An 18,185-nucleotide genomic window follows, 5' to 3' on the forward strand; every position below is an offset into this window, starting at 1 on the left:
GGATCAATCCAGAACTTTTCTACTTATGCACACTTATTATAATAATTTAAACCTTGATCAAAAAAAACGTACGGATAGCAAAATTGCATTATGGAGTAATAGTTCTATAGGGGAGGTTAAAAAAGTGCTATCTAAAATGAATCCCCCAATAACCATTACAGATGGTGAAATAGCCTTACATGCAAATACCCTAAAACGAATAGAGAAAAACATACGTAATTCACCTCATAATTGTAATGAACATTGAAAAGAGTCGAGAGTCAGAAGTCAGTTCGAAGATAAGGGTACCAAAAAAAGACTAAATAATAATATATATACCACGGTAAAAAAGGAAAAGCAGGAGTAATTTATATATCTACAGACAAGGTACAGTACATCACCAAAGGAACCGACATACAGTTTAGTGTTAAAGGACGTAAATGGATAAACTCAGACGGGCGAACAAACATGCCAAGTGGAGAAGTATTTACCGGGCCAATTGAAGATAGCGTGAACGGAACAGCATATTTTAGTTTACCTTCTGTATTTGAAGGTCATATCGTGAAGGGAATTACACTAACAGTTAAGGATGGTAAAATTATAGACTGGAAAGCAGAAGAAGGACAAGAACTATTAGATGACATATTTAAAGTTCCCGGAGCTAATTATTTTGGAGAAGTAGCTATTGGAACCAATTACAATATACAGCAAGCCACAAAAAACATTTTATTTGATGAAAAAATAGGAGGTACTATACATATGGCGGTAGGACAATCGTATTTTCAAACTGGAGCTAAAAACAAATCTATCATTCATTGGGATATGATTACAGATATGACGCAAGGAGGTAAGATATTGGCAGACGAAAAACTGATCTATGAAAATGGAAAGTTTCTTATATAATACACAAAAGATTAGCAAAATAAATCGTAGATGATATTATTTGTTATTTAGATATACTGAAACGTAAAATTACTCTTCTTTTACCACTGTTTTAGAAGAAAGGAAACTATACCAACTTAATGTCTTCCTTAAATAACATGTGAATATATTCGGCGTGCACTTCTGCATGGTGTTTATTTTCCAGGCAATGAAATAATAAGTGAATTAATCCATAATCACCTAAGCTATCCCGATACTCATACTTGGCCTTATTTTTTACCCATAGAATAAAACAACACAAATGACCTATCTCTCCCAGTTTTTGGGCATCTTTTAAACATTCTCTAAATTCATCCAATGTCATATGTGCATACTCATCATACTTTCTTTTGCAGAAGTCATAATCAAAAGTATGCTTATACGATTGTAATTTTCTATTTTGTATTTCGTAGTTAATACCACTCATAACATAAGAGTAATTTGCACTAGGTTAAGTATTCATATTCTCATAAGTATACGATTCGAAGTTATCTCTGTTTTTGCAAAACGTATGCCAGAACTTTAAAAGATTAACCAAAAAAAGCTTAAGTAAATCTTAAAATTTTAATTCATAATCCATATTCCTTATTAGGAATAATTCCAATACAAAAATACGGAATTAGGAATGATTCCAATAATAATATTTCACTTTTATGTCTTTATTTTTCAATTTTTTACCTAAAAAAACAAGAATACAACGAAAACCAAACAATATTTAACTATTTGACCTACAGTTATTTAATCATTAAAACCAATAACTGTTGTTAATAAAACCTGATAAGTTTATTTTAAAAAACCAAGCATGTCTATTAAATTTACTTTTGAATTTGATACGGTATGGTATGTTTTTTGGGGAAAGAACTACGATAACGAAAAATTGGGAAAATTAATCAAATCTAGAATTATGCGGTATAAAGTAATTGATGCAAAAAGCCAGTATTTTGGCAAAGTATTGGATTTCGAATCCTGCGCTACTTTAAGTGATCTGGGAGGAGTACTCTTAAAGATCGGAAGAAACAGGGTTTCACTTTTTAAATTTAACGAAGTAGAATTGGTATAGTTGCCATTCTACTTCTTTCAACCTTCCTTATTATTTATTACGAATAAGTAATTATAAATTCTTTTAGCCTTTTCTTTATCAGGAATAAGGTAATTAAGGAAAGTTAAAACATCTACTGGTAATAAATATATAGTAAGCTATCTTAGCTCTGTAATTCGTTTTACGTATTTACCAATAACATCAAACTCAAGGTTAACAAGACTGCCTACTTTAAAAGTATTAAAGTTTGTATGTTCATATGTATATGGAATAATAGCAACGCTAAACTCATTCTTTTTAGAATTAACCACAGTCAAACTAACTCCATTAACTGTTACCGATCCTTTTTCTATAGTGATATTATTTAGTGATGGATCATAATCAAAAGTAAAGTACCAACTTCCATCAGCTTCTGTAATTGCCGTGCAAATTGCAGTTTGATCCACATGTCCTTGCACAATATGTCCATCTAACCTATCTCCTAATTTCATTCCTCTTTCCAGATTTACAACAGTATCAACTGCGAGGGTATTAAGATTGGTCTTATCCAGCGTTTCTTTGATCGCCGTAACTGTATACATATCTTCATTAATAGACACCACTGTTAAACAAACTCCATTATGCGCTATACTTTGATCAATCTTCAATTCTGAGGTAAAATTCGCACGTACTGTAATATCCAGATTTTCTTTATTAGTTTGTAAAGAAGTAACAATTCCTAATTCTTCGATGATTCCTGTAAACATAAATGCGAATTATTTAATTAAATTTGTGACCTTGAAGTTTGAAGTCTGATTTTAGATTTCAAAAATACTGATAAAGTAGTTTATATAATGAAGAAAGAAGAAAAAATAAGATTAGGGATTTCTATTGGTGATCTTAACGGAATAGGAAGTGAAGTTATCCTTAAAACTTTTGAAGATTCGCGAATGTTAGATTTTTGTACTCCGGTAATTTTTGCCTCGGTAAAAATTCTTTCTTTCTTAAAAAAACAATATACTAGCAACATAAACCTTCATGGTATAGATAAGACATCTCAAATTCTGGATGGTAAAATAAATGTTCTTAATGTTTGGAAAGAAGCCGTTAGTATTAATTTTGGGCAAGAAGATGAAAAAGTAGGAAGCTACGCGATCAAATCACTTAAATCTGCAACCGAAGCTTTAAAAAATGATCAAATTGATGTGCTGGTCACCGCACCTATTAACAAACACAGTATTCAATCTGAAGAATTTAAATTCCCGGGACATACCGATTACCTGGATCAGGAACTAGAAGGAAATAGCCTTATGTTTATGATCACCGATGATCTAAAAGTAGGATTACTTACTGATCATGTTGCCGTTAAGGATATTGCCGATACTATAACACCAGAATTGATCGAACAAAAAATAGACACTATTCATCACGCGCTTAAACAGGATTTTGGTATCTCAAAACCAAAGATCGCGGTACTAGGAATCAATCCTCATAGTGGAGACAACGGTGTAATTGGCAAAGAAGATGAAGATGTATTAAAGCCAACGATCCAAAAAATTAATGAATCTGGCATATTAGTATATGGACCCTACGCAGCAGATAGTTTTTTTGGTTCTAATAATTATAAAGCTTTTGATGCTGTTGTAGCTTCATATCATGATCAGGGATTAATTCCTTTTAAAACACTCTCTTTTGGCAAAGGAGTAAATTATACTGCAGGCTTACATAAAGTTCGCACTTCTCCAGATCACGGTACTGCTTTTGAAATTGCTGGGAAAGACCAGGCCGATAATAGTTCATTTAAAGAAGCTGTTTTTGCTGCATTAAGGATTTTCAAAAATAGAAATGAGTATAACGAATTAACCAAAAACCCTCTAAAAAGGCAACCTCGTAAACCTCAAAATAAGCCATGATAGGTTAGGAATTAAGTATGAAAGTAGTTCTCAAACCTATTACCATAATCCACAAACCTAATTAATCACTAACAATCTGATATAATTTTGTTTACAAAAATACTTTCATAACGAATTTTTATTATCTTTGCACCCGCCTTTATCAAATTGATAGGCACTTGAAACTGATGATGAAATGATACAACTTAAAGAGTATACTATTCCTTTTGTTGGACTGAAGCAAGGATTACACCAGTTTGAGTATCAAATTGACAATGCGTTCTTTGAACATTTTGAGTATGATGAGTTTAATTCATCTGCAGTAAAAGTTGATATGGAGTTTAATAAAAAAGCGACTTTATTAGAACTTCAATTTAAAGCAACCGGAACTGTAAATGTAAATTGTGATCTCACCAATGAACCTTTTGACTTACCTATTAAAAATGAATTCTTTTTGGTAGTGAAGTTTGGAGACGAATATAATGATGAAAATGAAGAGCTTCTTATTATTCCTCATGGGGATTATGAAGTAAACGTTCAACAATATATTTATGAGCTTATTGTTTTGGCTATGCCATCCAAAAGAGTTCATCCTGGTGTTGAGAACGGAACATTAGAATCAGACATACTTGAAAAATTAGAAGAATTAAGTCCAAAAGAAAAAACAATAGTAAATAACAATGAGGAGACAGATCCTCGCTGGGATAAATTAAAAAACTTATTAAACGATAAACAATAGCTAAGCAATGGCACATCCTAAGAGAAAAATATCGAAAACAAGAAGAGATAAAAGAAGAACGCATTATAAAGCTTCTGTACCACAAATAGCTACTGATCCAACTACTGGAGAGGCGCATTTATATCATAGAGCACATTGGCATGAAGGTAAATTATACTATCGTGGTCAAATTGTTATCGACAATACTGAAGAAGAAGTAGCGTAAGGATACTGTTAAAATTTTAAAGAGAGCTCTCACAAATGTGAGAGTTTTTTTGTTTTTAGTTGAATATGTGTCAAAATCCCGTTATTTTGCGCCATATTTGTGTATAATTTAGTAATTTCGACAACTTTTTGAGCGCATTTTTATGCTATAGTTTGTGAAACTAAAACTAAGATATGAGTAAAATCACAGCCGCTATCACCGCTGTAGGTGCATACGTGCCAGACTATGTGTTATCTAATGATATATTAGCAACAATGGTCGAAACTAACGACGAATGGATAACCAGTCGTACAGGTATCAAAGAACGCAGAATACTAAAAGATAAAGATAAGGGAACTTCTTTCTTAGGTATAAAAGCAGCAGAAGATCTAATCGCTAAAAAAAATCTCGACCCTAAAGAGATTGATATGGTGATTTTTGCAACTGCAACTCCAGATCTTCCAGTTGCTGCAACAGCAGCATATACAGCTTCAAAAATCGGAGCCGTTAATGCTTTTTCTTATGACTTACAGGCCGCTTGTTCCAGTTTTTTATATGGAATGTCTACCGCCGCCAGTTATATAGAATCAGGAAGATATAAAAAAGTATTAGTAATAGGAGCAGATAAAATGTCCTCTATTATTGATTATACTGATCGTACCACTTGCATCATTTTTGGTGATGGTGGTGGCGCAGCTCTTTTTGAACCCAATTATGAAGGTCTAGGACATCAAGACGAATACCTTCGTACCGATGGTATCGGAAGAGAGTTCTTAAAAATTGAAGCTGGAGGGTCTATCCTTCCTCCATCAGAAGAAACTATAGCCAAAAGGCAGCACTTTGTTCAACAAGACGGAAAAACTGTATTTAAATATGCAGTTTCTAACATGGCAGATGCCAGTTCTAAGATTATGGAACGTAATAATTTAACAGGACAGGATGTAAATTGGCTTATTGCACATCAAGCCAATAAACGTATCATTGACGCTACAGCCAAAAGAATGGAGCTAGATGAGAATAAAGTCCTTATGAATATCCAACGATATGGTAATACAACCTCAGCCACATTACCATTACTGTTACACGATTACGAAAAACAACTCAAAAAAGGAGATAACATAGTATTTGCTTCATTCGGTGGAGGCTTTACTTGGGGGTCTATTTATCTTAAATGGGCCTATAATTCCTAAACAACTAAAACACACAATACCCAACATTATGGATTTAAAAGAAATTCAGAATTTAATTAAATTCGTAGCCAAATCAGGGGCTAGCGAAGTAAAGTTAGAAATGGATGACATTAAAATCACCATTAAAACTGCATCAGAAGATGGTAAAGAAACCACATTTGTACAACAAATGCCAGTAACTCCTCAAGTGGTAGCTCCCGTACAACCAGCACCCACTGCAATTACACCTGCAGCAGTTGTTGAAGAAAGTGCTTCTGACGATAATTCGAAATACATAACTATTAAATCACCTATAATAGGTACACTCTACAGAAAACCATCACCAGACAAACCTACGTTTGTAGAAGTTGGTGATTCAATAAAAGAAGGAGATGTACTTTGTATTATTGAGGCGATGAAACTCTTTAATGAAATTGAAAGTGAAGTTTCTGGTAAAATTGTAAAAGTATTAGTCGATGACTCTTCTCCAGTAGAATTTGATCAACCACTATTCTTAGTAGACCCATCATAATTAAACCCATAATTTCAAATCTTTAAATTTCAAATCACATATTGAGAATTGGAATTTGTTGTTTGAATATTATAATTTCTAAGAAGTTATGTTTAAAAAAATTCTAATTGCAAATAGAGGTGAGATTGCATTGCGTGTAATCAGAACCTGCAAAGAAATGGGGATAAAATCCGTTGCAGTCTATTCTACAGCAGATGCAGAAAGTTTACATGTACGTTTCGCAGATGAAGCAGTTTGTATCGGACCTGCACCCAGTAATGAATCTTACCTTAAAATGTCTAATATTATTGCAGCTGCAGAAATCACAAATGCAGATGCAATACATCCAGGTTATGGTTTCCTTTCTGAGAACGCTAAGTTTTCTAAGATTTGTGAAGAGCACGAAATAAAATTTATTGGTGCCAGTGCTGAAATGATTGATCAGATGGGTGATAAAGCCTCTGCAAAAGCGACTATGAAAGCAGCAGGAGTGCCTACAATCCCAGGTAGTGAAGGTATTCTGGATTCTTTTGAAGAAACCGAAAAGCTTGCCGATGAAATGGGATACCCTGTAATGCTAAAAGCTACAGCCGGTGGTGGTGGAAAAGGTATGCGAGCCGTATGGGCAAAAGAAGACTTGAGAAAAGCATGGGATAGTGCCAGACAAGAAGCTGCCGCTGCTTTTGGTAACGACGGTATGTATATGGAAAAACTTATCGAAGAGCCACGCCATATCGAAATTCAGATTGTAGGAGATAGCAATGGTAGAGCTTGTCATTTATCCGAAAGAGATTGCTCGATACAACGTAGACACCAAAAACTTACAGAAGAAACTCCTTCGCCATTCATGACAGACGAATTGCGTAAAAAAATGGGAGAAGCTGCAGTAAAAGCTTCAGAATATATCAAATATGAAGGAGCAGGAACTGTAGAATTTTTGGTTGACAAACACCGTAATTTCTACTTTATGGAAATGAATACTCGTATCCAAGTAGAACATCCTATTACAGAACAAGTAGTCGATTATGATTTAATTAGAGAACAAATTCTTGTTGCTGCCGGAATACCAATTTCGGGTAAAAACTATTTTCCACAATTACACTCTATAGAATGTAGGATCAATGCAGAAGATCCATATAAAGATTTTCGACCTTCACCAGGTAAAATTACCAATTTGCATATACCTGGAGGCCATGGTGTGCGAGTAGATACTCACGTATATAGTGGGTATATTATTCCGCCTAACTATGATTCTATGATTGCCAAGTTAATAACCACCGCGCAAACACGTGAAGAGGCAATTAATAAAATGAAGAGAGCATTAGACGAATTCGTAGTAGAAGGTATAAAAACTACCGTTCCTTTTCACAGACAACTTATGGATCATCCAGAATATATAGCTGGAAATTACACCACTAAGTTTATGGAAGATTTTGAAATGGAAGACCCAACTGAATAACAACCAATTAAGCCTCAGCAATGAGGCTTTTTTTTGCTTTTACTTACCATCAAAAATTACATTTTCAAAATAACAAGATTCTACCCCTAACCACTTTTAAGAACACTTTCTTAAAAATGTATTTTCTACTAGTGTAACTATACAAGAAATCGTAAAATCTCTTTAGGAACGACTATATTTGTTTTTCTAACAAATAATACCTCTTGTACTTTGAATTTTAGCTATTGGGAACATAAAACTTGGTTATCTAATATTGATTTTACTATTATCGGAAGCGGTATTGTAGGGCTTACTTGCGCATTAAGATTGCAAAATAATTTTCCGAAAGCCAAAGTTCTTATTCTGGAGCGTGGTATATTACCCAATGGCGCTAGTACCAAGAATGCAGGCTTTGCTTGTTTTGGAAGCCTCTCTGAAATTCTGGACGACCTAAACTCGCACAGTGAAGAAGAAGTATTGCAGCTTGTTAAAAAAAGACACAATGGGCTTCAACTATTGAGAAAACATCTGGGAGATCAGACTATCGGCTATCATCAAAACGGAGGATATGAACTTTTTACCAAAAATGATCAAGCTCTTTATGAAGATTGTTTTTCAAAAAGAGAGCAAATAAACACCTTATTGAAACCAATCTTTAAAGATGACGTTTTTGGCATAAGTGATAATGTTTTTAATTTTGAAAATATCCAGCCTCAATACATCATTAATCAATTTGAAGGTCAAATCGATACCGGAAAAATGATGGAAGCATTACTAAAAAAGGTTCAAAATTCTGGGATTAAGATTCTAAATAATTGTACCGTCGAAACTTTTGATGATGACAACACTGCTGTTAAAATAAAAACCGATCAATTTACGTTCTCTACAAACAAAGTATTGATTGCTACAAATGGTTTTGCTTCTCAATTAGGAATTCAGGAAGTAAAACCTGCTCGTGCTCAGGTTTTGATTACCCAGCCTATAGAAAATTTACACATTAAAGGAACATTTCATCTAGATAAAGGATATTATTATTTTAGAAATATTGATAACAGAATCTTATTTGGTGGAGGTCGAAATCTAGATTTTAAGGCAGAAGAAACTACAGATTTAGCTCAAACAGAGTTGGTACAACAAAAATTAGAAGAAATTTTACGAGATATCATTTTGCCCGATATTAATTTTGAAATCAATCATCGCTGGAGCGGAATTATGGGTGTAGGAAATCAAAAACAATCTATTGTTAAACAATTATCCCAAAACGTATTTTGCGGTGTGCGCCAGGGCGGAATGGGAGTTGCAATAGGAAGTTTGGTAGGTGCAGAATTAGCTGATCTTTTATAAGTCGATTCCTGTTGAATTATGAAAAAATACTTCCGTTTTATACTTAAAAGCTGCATCGCATTTATCATATTAAGTGTGCTGTGGGTACTCATATATACATGGGTTAATGTTCCTGCTACCCCGTTAATGGGAATTCGAAAGTTACAATCTAAAAATAAGTATACTATTCGCCATCAATGGGTACCATTATCTAAGATTTCTAAGAATCTGCAACTAGCAATTATTTGCAGTGAAGATCAACGGTTTATTGACCATCATGGTTTTGACAAAGAAGCTATCGAAAAAGCAATGGCAGCATATAAATCTGGTAAACGATTGCGAGGCGCAAGTACGATTTCTCAACAAACTTCCAAAAATATTTTTTTATGGCCTCATCGCAGCTGGATACGAAAAGGATTTGAAACCTATTTTACATTTTTGATAGAGACTTTCTGGAGTAAAGAACGTATTCTCGAAATTTATCTGAACAGTATAGAAATGGGAGATGGCATCTATGGAGCCGAAGCTGCTGCCCAATTTTGGTTTAACACCTCTGCAGTTGCACTCAATAAGGATGAAGCTGCAGCTATTGCAGCAATACTTCCTAATCCCATACGCTTTTTGGCAAATCCTCCTTCGGCATACACCAAAAAAAGAAAAAAATGGATTATGATACAAATGCGTAATTACGGTACTTTAGTATTTGATAAGAAATAGTAATATGAATCCACAAAAAATCAAAGAAGAAATACTTCATCAATGCCAAAATTATGTAGATCAAAGATTACAAAGAATTCAAAATACTATTACTGGTATTCAAGAATCTTTAACTTCTGAAACCAAAAGTACTGCTGGAGATAAACATGAAACCGGGCGAGCAATGTTACAATTAGAACGTGAAAAAGCAGGAAAACAATTAGCCGAAGTACAGAAACTGCAAGAAGTCTTAGCGAAGATTAAAATTTCTCCTTCAGAACATATTCATTTAGGCAGTCTAGTGATTACCTCACAAGGTCATTATTTTATTAGCATCTCTGTTGGTAAACTCTCTATAGAAAATAAATCCTATTTTGCCATAGCTGCTAATTCTCCTATTGGTAAATTACTATTGGGAAAAACCACTGGTGATTCTTTTAGCTTTAATGGAAATGAAATAATAATCAAACAAGTCTCCTAGATAAGGAATAAAAAAATCTGGTTTTAAACATAGCGGCTATTAAATTTTTGAACCTGTATAGCATACAAAAATGATTTTAAGTAAATTGCCAGTTCATAAATCATCTTTACCATGAATAAATTTTTTGTGCTTACCCTAATAGGGGTATTGCTTTTTTCGTGTAAACCATACGAGAATACCAAAATCAGGAAAAATCAAATCACCTATGAAGATTTTAGATCTGATCAAAGATTATATCCTACAGATGATGGTTTAATTAAATATATAGATAAAGGAAAAGGGCCTGCAATTTTATTATTACATGGCGTACCTACCTCGGGATGGTTGTATCGTAAAATGATCGACCCCTTGGTGGCAAATGGATATCGTGTCATTGTTCCTGATATGTTAGGGTATGGCTCTAGCGATTCTCCAGAAGGTTTTGAAATCTATAACGGAGAAAATCATGCCAAACGCTTGTTACAACTTATGGAGGCATTGGGCATCGATACCTGGTCTCATGTTATGCATGATGCTGGTGGATTATGGACCTGGGAACTTATGAAACAAGCTCCTGATAAAATCGAAAAACTAATTGTACTTAATACCATCATTTATGATGCTGGATTTTACCCTCCTGTACGTATGAAACCGGGAGGTCTAGCCAAAACAGCTATGTGGGGTTATAGAAATGGAGTTACAACCAATACCTTGCTCAAAAATCTATTTAATCAAGGACTTAAAGAAAACGTTTTAAATTCTCTTGATGTAGAAGGATATAAAACTCCTTTATTAGAAGGTAAAACACATGCTATGTATTATTTCTATAGTCAAACCTGTAATGAATTACCTGACTACTCAGATGTTTTTGAAAATATCAATATCCCTGTTACTGTTATATGGGGGATACATGACACAATGCTACAATGGCCTCCACAACAAGTTCATGCAGCTAATGCACTAAAGGTTAAGAATGAAGATATTCATTTTATAGATGAGAAACATTTTTTGCAGGAAACAAAAGCAAAAGAAATCACGTATAAAATTGTTGAGTTTTTATATAAAAAAGAATAAAACCATTTCTCACATGAAATAGATTTTCTAATACATAAATCCGGATAATGATTTTAAGTTAAGGGTAGGGTTTAAAATTTCTTGTCACACTGAGCCTGTCGAAGTACTTTCAAATACGGGTTTTCAAATGTCTTCGACAGGCTCAGACTGACAATTAAAACCTTATCTACGCACGGGTTCAATTAAGAGATAGGTTCCTCACCCAATCTTTTAACTCTACTCTAAAAATAGTACCCTTGATTAGTTCCTGGATTTGATGAACCTCTTCTCTACTTACTGCTAAATCTATCTTATCAGAAGGTGTTCTCAATAATAATGATTTACACTGTTGTGAATTTTTGCATTGATTACAGCATTGAGATTCAATAGTAGTAGTACAAGAATTAGAAAAATCCTTTAATTCATTTAAAGTAAGTAAAAATCCAATATCTCTAAATACCAACTGAACTCTAGGCGTTGAAATATGCTTTTCTTGTTTCCAAAAGAAAGAAATACCTAATTCGTTACTGTATATTTTATCTATAGCGTTCATCCTGAATACATATTTGAATCAAAAATAGTAACTATTTATAATAAATCTAAATAAAAATAAGTTAATTTATATCTTTCAACTTTAATTGAAGAGATACTTCTCCGTTCCACTCATTTTCGTCGATAGTATACGCAGCTTTAAAGTGTTGCCCTTCGGTTATCAAATCATATTTAGGACCAAGATTAAAGCCAATAGTTCCAATAGCAACTCCATTTTTTTGTACTCTACATTTTAAATGTTTCTCATCACCTCCTACACGTTTTCCATATCCGGTATCATTTAATCCTTCTGTCATAAATACCGGGGCCATGTTTCCTGGACCATATGGAGCAAATTGTTTTAAAATACGATAGAATTTAGGGGTGATTTGATCTAATTCAAGAGATGCATTAATAGATATCTCGGGGATAAGCATTTTTTTATCAATAGTAGAAGACACTACTTCTTCAAATTTTTGCTTAAACGGCAGATATTGCTTTTCTTCTAATGTCAAACCTGCAGCATATTTATGGCCTCCAAACTGTTCTATATGCTCAGAACAGGCTTCTAATGCATTATACACATCATATCCCTTTACAGATCTTGCAGAAGCTGCTAACTTCGAGCCACTTTTTGTAAAAACCAAAGTTGGACGATAATACGTCTCTGTTAATCGTGATGCTACAATACCTATCACTCCTTTATGCCAATTTTCTTCATACACCACAGTAGTATATCTATCCTCTTCTTTATTCTGAAGTATCTGTTCTAATGCTTCTTGAGTTATGTTTTTATCAGCATCTTTTCTATTGGTGTTATACAATTCTATTTCTGCGGCATATTGTAATGCAATATCAAGATTTTCTTCTGTCAATAAATTAACAGCATGTAATCCATGTTTCATTCTTCCGGCTGCATTAATCCTGGGTGCGATGATAAACACCAAATCTGTTATCGTTAAAGTTTCTTTTTTCACTTCAGATAACATTGCCCTAAATCCAATTCTTGGATTTGCATTAATAACTTGTAAGCCATAATATGCCAATACACGATTCTCACCTGTTATTGGCACAATATCTGCGCCAATTGCAGTAGCCACCAGGTCTAAATATGGAAACAAATCTTCTATAGTCTGATTTTGATCAACTGCCAATCCCTGAATCAATTTAAACCCTACTCCACAACCGCATAATTCTTTATATGGGTATTCGCAATCCTTACGTTTTGGATCTAAAACCGCGACTGCATCAGGAATTTTATCTCCTGGTCTATGGTGATCACAAATGATGAAGTCGATTCCTTTTTCTTTGGCATACGCTACCTTCTCTATAGCTTTAATCCCACAATCTAAAGCAACAATAAGAGAAATATCATTATCATGAGCATAATCAATTCCCATATATGATATCCCATATCCCTCACCATACCGATCAGGAATATATGTAGCAATTTGATTGGATAAGGTTTTTAAATAAGAAGACAGTAATGCTACAGATGTGGTACCATCTACATCATAATCGCCATATACCATTATGTTTTCGCCATTAGCAATTGCTTTTTGGATTCTGACAGTTGCCTTATCCATATCTTTCATCAAAAAAGGATCGTGTATATCTTCTAAAGACGGTCTAAAGAATTTTTTGGCCTGATCAAAAGTTGTTATCCCTCTTTGCACTAATAGCGAAGCAATTATTGTATCTACATTAAGAGTTTTTGCCAGATTTTCTATTGTTGAAATATCAGGTTTTGGTTGTAGTGTCCATCTCATTCGTGCGGTAAATTCCTATATTAAAAAATCCAAAGTACAAAAAACATCCTGACCTCTCTTGATTTGACATTAGTTTTGTATTTTGCTTTGCTAAAAATTATACGTTTAAACTCAAAAAAAAAATAGAATATGGCATTAGTTACTCCATTATCGGCAGATCATGATCCAGAAACCAGAGAATTAGCAGAATTTTTTAATGAAACCTTAGGGTTTTGCCCTAATTCTGTACTTACTATGCAAAGAAGGCCAGCTATTTCTAAAGCATTTATCAACCTTAACAAAGCCGTAATGGCAAATGAAGGTAAAGTAACTTCTGCATTAAAACGTATGATTGCTTGGGTAAGCAGTAACGCTACAGGATGTAGATATTGCCAGGCACATGCTATTCGTGCGGCCGAACGATATGGAGCAGAGCAAGAGCAATTAGATAATATATGGGAGTATAAAACGCATGCCGCTTTTAGTGATGCAGAACGTGCAGCACTTGATTTTTCGCTTGCTGCATCGATGGTTCCTAATGCTGTAGATGACACCATCAAAGAAGAATTATATAAATACTGGAATGAAGGAGAAATTGTAGAAATGCTAGGCGTGATTTCTTTATTTGGATATCTAAATCGCTGGAATGATTCTATGGGCACAATGGTTGAGGAAGGAGCTATTGAATCTGGTGAAAAATACCTAGGAAAACACGGTTGGGAGAAAGGAAAGCATATTTAGTATTTTCTGAAGCTAAAGATTATAATAGAATATTTCGTATTAGAAACCTGTCGGGATTTTAAAATCCCGACAGGTTTATTTTTACTTTCCTAAATGATTTGACCCGCTTTATGCATTAGAAAATTTATTCCATCTTCCAACTACTGTAAATACTGACGCTTTGCTTTATTTTTTAATTTAACCATAGCGATGCTATGCTAAAATCAAGAAAATACCCGTATTTATGGTATTTGAAAGCTTCATAACAAAGTTCTAATACATAATCCGGGTTTAAACAGAAATGATTTTCTCTTTAACTGCCTTAATAACTAAACCAGCCGTATTTTTTACGCCTAATTTACCCATTAAATTTTTTCGATGTCCTTCAATTGTTCTTACACTTAGAAAAAGTTGCTCTGCAATTTCTGCAGTTGTAAACTCTTGAGTAATCCCTTCTAACACTTCTAATTCTCTAGAAGTAAGGTGATAATCTTTTCGTATAGCAGGGGGTTTAGAAGTTTTATGCTTCAACCCTTTTAATAACGCTTCTGATACAAAAGAATTAAAATAAAATCCTTTTTCGTATGTAGATCGTATTGCTATTTCTAACTCATGCTGGGTGGTATCTTTTAGTAGATATCCATTAGCTCCCGCTTCCATCAAATAAGAGATCATTCTTTCTTCTGTATGCATTGTTAGAATAATAATTTTTAGATCAGGATACAATTCTTGTAATTTTAGAGTTGTATCCACACCATTCATCTCTCCCATCTCTAAATCCAAAAGGATTACATCCGGAACCACATTATTCAACTGTGCTAACAGGTCTTTACCACTCACCGCTTCTAATACCAATGTAATATTGGCCATTCTTTTTAACAGTGACTTTATACCTTCACGAAATAAGTTATGATCATCAATCAGTCCTAGTTTTATAGTTTCCATGATTAATTGTGATTAAAATTGTTAGTGCTTCTTTTTACTTACTTAGGGGTTTTTTTTACTGTTGTTATGATCAAACTGGTATTACAATTTTTACTTTCATACCAGAGCTCTTTTTTAAAAAATGTATATTTCCAGAAAGTACAGACAACCTACTTTCTATGTTTTTGAGCCCTAGCCCTTTTTTATGTAAAAGGTTTTTTTGTTCCAAACCCTTACCATCATCTTCATAAAGTATAATTAACGAACGTTTTTCATTTTTTAACTCAACATGTATTGCAGAAGCCTCTGCGTGTTTAAGTGTATTCGTAATTAATTCCTGAATGATTCTATATAGGTTAAGTTCTTTTGATTTGGCAATCGTTTTTATAGTGTTATTTTTAAAATGCACACTAATTTTTCCCGAATCATTTATGGTTTGCACCAAGCTTTGTATTGCTTCTATCAGTCCTAATTTTTCTAGAACTACCGGTCTTAGATCTTGAGAAATACTACGTACACTTTGTATCATATCATCAAGAAAAGAAGTCATTTTTTTAGCAATGCCTATAAGTTCTTCTGGAGGCAATTCTGGTGTAATTTGCCCAAAATACAATTTGGTTGTGGTTAACATAGCTCCCACATCATCATGTAATTCTTTGGCAATCCTACTCCTTTCTTCTTCCTGACTAATAATTGAGGTCTTAAGTAATTCTTTCTGATAATCAGACTCTATTTTTTGATGTTTCTGCTGTTGTGCCAACAACCTGCGTTGATAGAGAATAAAAAATATAATTACAGATAATGATAGCAAAAAAATCACCACCATACCGATAATTATAACCTTTAATGCAACAGCTTCTTCGGGTTCACCCATAAAACAAATAGTATAAAAAAAAGTAAAGAGCTACATCAAATACAATAGCTATACTTCTTGTTTTTTATTCATAACCTACATGTAAAATATAGCTCTTTACTTCTTAATTAATTATCTTTTCCAGACTAGTCTATCGGTGGTGTACAAGTTGGTGTACAAGATTTAAATACTCATAAATAAACGGTCCTGTTTTAGTCTAATTCTGATAAAAACCAAATATCATGACTTCTGGATTTACTATTTTCCAATTAAGTATTGGATTTTTTTGCTCACTACTATCTGGAGGCCCTTCCTGCTGTCTGACAACGAATGAGTTCAGTGGGGTTAAAAATAATAAACGAATTGTTTTCATGATTTTAGGTTTTAAAAGTTTACATAAATATAGCTCAAAAAAACAGTAAAACCAGCACTTCAGGCCAAAATCATTTGATCAAAAATCACTATTTTCATTAGTCTCTTTTTTGGGTTTCACCCATATAGCTACTGTATAAAAAATAGTTAATACAATATTTATAATAGCATGTAATCCCCATAGAATCAAACTAGCTTCAGTAACCCCTTTGAATAGTGTATTATTCATAATAAACAGGATTAAATTGCTAGAAAAATAAATCAAAAATCCAGAATTGATCCAAAACATAGGATTCGTTTCCAGGGCACTATATTTTACCTCTTTAAGCAATGCATAAAAATAGCTTAAGGAAAAAAAGATTACTATCACTCCAGTAAGAGTTGTTGCATTAGAATTAAAAGTAAATAAATCTTGAAACCATATAATATTGATAATAGCAAATACAATGAAACCAATACTTAAACTAACAAAGAAATACTTTGAAAACATTTGTGACAATACTCTCCTATAAATATTAACAATCAATAAAAACTGAATTACCGTAAAAAAATGATACAGTGGTAAATTGTTTACCTTTTGATACCAAAGGATATTCGATACGGATTCTACTATTAGTACTATTATTAGTAAATACAGTAATTTTTTCTGTACAATATTTAGTGATTTAAATTTATATCCCGATAATATTAAAGGGATAATCACTATAAAAGACGAGACACTACCTAAAATATTAAAAAGTTCTTCACTCATTAGTTTCTAATTAGATAGATCATTCTCCTGTACAAGTAGGTGGACATGGTTTTGAATATTCAATAAATACCTCATTATCGCTATACTCTATGATACCAGCTCGTTGTAACATATTTTCTACTGGCTCCTTGGGTGTGATCCCAATAACAGGAGTAAAAGATATCATATCCTTATATTGAAACTTGTTCATATCTAATCCAGGATAAAATTTTATTTTTTCAATACCATTAGGCAAATAGGGATTGATCAAAGCTGCTGTTACCGTATAAAAAATTACTCTTTCCATTGGCTTTTTCTTCGTTTTTACTGTAAACAAATCATCAACCAGACTCATATCTACCTCTTCCCAATTATCATGAATCATTTGCTTAAAGGTTAAAGGCACAATCTCGGATCCCAGTTCGTCTTCTTTATTTTGTAATGTCTTGATTCTTGGTTTTTGATAAGCTTCCAGACCAAAGTACTGCTTGTTACCATCTATATCAACAATCTCAAAAATTGGAAAAAATGTAAATTTTTCTTTATATCCACGTTTCAACGCCATGTGCATAGTAAAAGTCTTAATCTCTTGTATCTTATTAAAACGCTCAACATCATCATCGCTCATGCTAAAATAATATACTCGTTCATATTGCCCTTTAGCAGGATCTAGTTTATGAAAATGATGTGTTAATTGTAGTACATCTGCATTTCTCCATAGAGAGGTAGATTCTTTAAAAACTTTTTCTGTAATTAGAGGGCTTTCTTGTGTGATTACGTTTTCCATTGGATGATATATTTATAAGTTAATAATTAGTATTAAAGTTAATCAAAAAAAACCTGCACACTTTGCTTCAAAAGGAATTTACAGGTAATTACCGTATAAAAACACGTATTTACCACGTATTTTAATTTCAAGTATTT

At 33.2% G+C, this 18,185-nt stretch carries 23 protein-coding genes; 14 read left to right on the forward strand and 9 right to left on the reverse strand.

The genetic code is table 11. The annotated features are described in order from the left end of the window. The first annotated feature begins 25 nt into the window (after positions 1 to 25). Positions 26 to 247 carry a hypothetical protein gene (locus Z054_RS0101775; RefSeq protein WP_024768387.1) on the forward strand — a complete coding sequence of 74 codons (222 nt, stop codon included), beginning with the start codon at positions 26 to 28 and terminating at the stop codon, positions 245 to 247. A gap of 104 nt (positions 248 to 351) precedes the next feature. After that, on the forward strand, positions 352 to 882 hold the full coding sequence (locus Z054_RS27715) for an aminopeptidase (protein ID WP_262482413.1): 531 nt from the start codon (positions 352 to 354) through the stop codon (positions 880 to 882). A gap of 106 nt (positions 883 to 988) precedes the next feature. On the opposite strand, the gene Z054_RS0101785 is transcribed toward Z054_RS27715, so the two are convergent. Beyond that, positions 989 to 1,327, reverse strand: coding sequence for a hypothetical protein (locus tag Z054_RS0101785; RefSeq protein ID WP_024768388.1), 339 nt, complete (start codon positions 1,325 to 1,327; stop codon positions 989 to 991). 375 nt (positions 1,328 to 1,702) lie between these two features. Between Z054_RS0101785 and Z054_RS0101790 the strand changes: the two genes are divergently transcribed. After that, the gene (locus Z054_RS0101790) at positions 1,703 to 1,960 is read left to right on the forward strand and encodes a hypothetical protein (protein WP_024768389.1); all 258 of its coding nucleotides are present in this window, start codon (positions 1,703 to 1,705) and stop codon (positions 1,958 to 1,960) included. A 137-nt stretch (positions 1,961 to 2,097) separates the two neighbouring features. On the opposite strand, the gene Z054_RS0101795 is transcribed toward Z054_RS0101790, so the two are convergent. Then, the gene (locus tag Z054_RS0101795; protein WP_024768390.1) at positions 2,098 to 2,685 is read right to left on the reverse strand and encodes a riboflavin synthase; all 588 of its coding nucleotides are present in this window, start codon (positions 2,683 to 2,685) and stop codon (positions 2,098 to 2,100) included. Positions 2,686 to 2,772: 87 nt separating this feature from the next. On the opposite strand from Z054_RS0101795, the gene pdxA reads away from it, so the two are divergent. The 10 genes from pdxA to Z054_RS0101845 all read left to right on the forward strand — a co-directional run bounded on the left by pdxA (position 2,773) and on the right by Z054_RS0101845 (position 11,404). Continuing rightward, positions 2,773 to 3,831 carry a 4-hydroxythreonine-4-phosphate dehydrogenase PdxA gene (gene pdxA / locus Z054_RS0101800; RefSeq protein WP_024768391.1) on the forward strand — a complete coding sequence of 353 codons (1,059 nt, stop codon included), beginning with the start codon at positions 2,773 to 2,775 and terminating at the stop codon, positions 3,829 to 3,831. 175 nt (positions 3,832 to 4,006) lie between these two features. After that, the gene (locus Z054_RS0101805; RefSeq protein WP_024768392.1) at positions 4,007 to 4,549 is read left to right on the forward strand and encodes a YceD family protein; all 543 of its coding nucleotides are present in this window, start codon (positions 4,007 to 4,009) and stop codon (positions 4,547 to 4,549) included. 7 nt (positions 4,550 to 4,556) lie between these two features. Beyond that, complete coding sequence (gene rpmF / locus Z054_RS0101810; protein WP_024768393.1) at positions 4,557 to 4,754, forward strand: 50S ribosomal protein L32; 198 nt, start codon at positions 4,557 to 4,559, stop codon at positions 4,752 to 4,754. 173 nt (positions 4,755 to 4,927) lie between these two features. Then, positions 4,928 to 5,923: a beta-ketoacyl-ACP synthase III gene (locus tag Z054_RS0101815; RefSeq protein WP_024768394.1), complete on the forward strand. Its 996-nt coding sequence runs from the start codon at positions 4,928 to 4,930 to the stop codon at positions 5,921 to 5,923. A 28-nt stretch (positions 5,924 to 5,951) separates the two neighbouring features. Beyond that, positions 5,952 to 6,434, forward strand: a complete 483-nt coding sequence (gene accB / locus Z054_RS0101820) for an acetyl-CoA carboxylase biotin carboxyl carrier protein (protein ID WP_024768395.1) — start codon at positions 5,952 to 5,954, stop codon at positions 6,432 to 6,434. Positions 6,435 to 6,522: 88 nt separating this feature from the next. Further along, complete coding sequence (gene accC, locus Z054_RS0101825) at positions 6,523 to 7,872, forward strand: acetyl-CoA carboxylase biotin carboxylase subunit (protein WP_024768396.1); 1,350 nt, start codon at positions 6,523 to 6,525, stop codon at positions 7,870 to 7,872. A 210-nt stretch (positions 7,873 to 8,082) separates the two neighbouring features. Continuing rightward, positions 8,083 to 9,195, forward strand: a complete 1,113-nt coding sequence (locus tag Z054_RS0101830) for an NAD(P)/FAD-dependent oxidoreductase (RefSeq protein ID WP_024768397.1) — start codon at positions 8,083 to 8,085, stop codon at positions 9,193 to 9,195. 18 nt (positions 9,196 to 9,213) lie between these two features. Then, positions 9,214 to 9,891: a monofunctional biosynthetic peptidoglycan transglycosylase gene (mtgA, locus tag Z054_RS0101835; RefSeq protein WP_035090120.1), complete on the forward strand. Its 678-nt coding sequence runs from the start codon at positions 9,214 to 9,216 to the stop codon at positions 9,889 to 9,891. A 4-nt stretch (positions 9,892 to 9,895) separates the two neighbouring features. Next, on the forward strand, positions 9,896 to 10,351 hold the full coding sequence (locus Z054_RS0101840) for a 3-oxoacyl-ACP synthase (RefSeq protein ID WP_035090123.1): 456 nt from the start codon (positions 9,896 to 9,898) through the stop codon (positions 10,349 to 10,351). Positions 10,352 to 10,462: 111 nt separating this feature from the next. Then, positions 10,463 to 11,404 carry an alpha/beta fold hydrolase gene (locus Z054_RS0101845; RefSeq protein WP_024768400.1) on the forward strand — a complete coding sequence of 314 codons (942 nt, stop codon included), beginning with the start codon at positions 10,463 to 10,465 and terminating at the stop codon, positions 11,402 to 11,404. Between the two features lie 178 nt (positions 11,405 to 11,582). Here the strand turns inward: Z054_RS0101845 and Z054_RS0101850 are convergent, their stop codons facing one another. Beyond that, positions 11,583 to 11,936 (reverse strand): hypothetical protein, encoded by a 354-nt coding sequence (locus Z054_RS0101850; protein ID WP_024768401.1) that lies wholly within the window; start codon positions 11,934 to 11,936, stop codon positions 11,583 to 11,585. Positions 11,937 to 11,997: 61 nt separating this feature from the next. Beyond that, a complete protein-coding gene (gene recJ, locus Z054_RS0101855; RefSeq protein ID WP_024768402.1) occupies positions 11,998 to 13,683 on the reverse strand; it encodes a single-stranded-DNA-specific exonuclease RecJ in 1,686 nt (561 codons plus the stop codon). A 129-nt stretch (positions 13,684 to 13,812) separates the two neighbouring features. On the opposite strand from recJ, the gene Z054_RS0101860 reads away from it, so the two are divergent. After that, positions 13,813 to 14,403, forward strand: coding sequence for a carboxymuconolactone decarboxylase family protein (locus Z054_RS0101860; RefSeq protein WP_024768403.1), 591 nt, complete (start codon positions 13,813 to 13,815; stop codon positions 14,401 to 14,403). A 270-nt stretch (positions 14,404 to 14,673) separates the two neighbouring features. Here the strand turns inward: Z054_RS0101860 and Z054_RS0101865 are convergent, their stop codons facing one another. From Z054_RS0101865 to Z054_RS0101885, 5 genes are all read right to left on the reverse strand, one after another. Further along, on the reverse strand, positions 14,674 to 15,327 hold the full coding sequence (locus tag Z054_RS0101865) for a response regulator transcription factor (RefSeq protein WP_024768404.1): 654 nt from the start codon (positions 15,325 to 15,327) through the stop codon (positions 14,674 to 14,676). Positions 15,328 to 15,397: 70 nt separating this feature from the next. Beyond that, positions 15,398 to 16,180: a sensor histidine kinase gene (locus Z054_RS0101870; protein WP_024768405.1), complete on the reverse strand. Its 783-nt coding sequence runs from the start codon at positions 16,178 to 16,180 to the stop codon at positions 15,398 to 15,400. A 196-nt stretch (positions 16,181 to 16,376) separates the two neighbouring features. Then, positions 16,377 to 16,532: a hypothetical protein gene (locus tag Z054_RS31530; protein ID WP_161635231.1), complete on the reverse strand. Its 156-nt coding sequence runs from the start codon at positions 16,530 to 16,532 to the stop codon at positions 16,377 to 16,379. 78 nt (positions 16,533 to 16,610) lie between these two features. Continuing rightward, on the reverse strand, positions 16,611 to 17,282 hold the full coding sequence (locus Z054_RS0101880; RefSeq protein ID WP_024768406.1) for a hypothetical protein: 672 nt from the start codon (positions 17,280 to 17,282) through the stop codon (positions 16,611 to 16,613). A gap of 19 nt (positions 17,283 to 17,301) precedes the next feature. Continuing rightward, on the reverse strand, positions 17,302 to 18,048 hold the full coding sequence (locus tag Z054_RS0101885; RefSeq protein WP_024768407.1) for a hypothetical protein: 747 nt from the start codon (positions 18,046 to 18,048) through the stop codon (positions 17,302 to 17,304). Positions 18,049 to 18,185 lie beyond the last annotated feature (137 nt).

Source organism: Aquimarina macrocephali JAMB N27 (assembly GCF_000520995.1).
Classification (GTDB): Bacteria; Bacteroidota; Bacteroidia; order Flavobacteriales; family Flavobacteriaceae; genus Aquimarina; species Aquimarina macrocephali.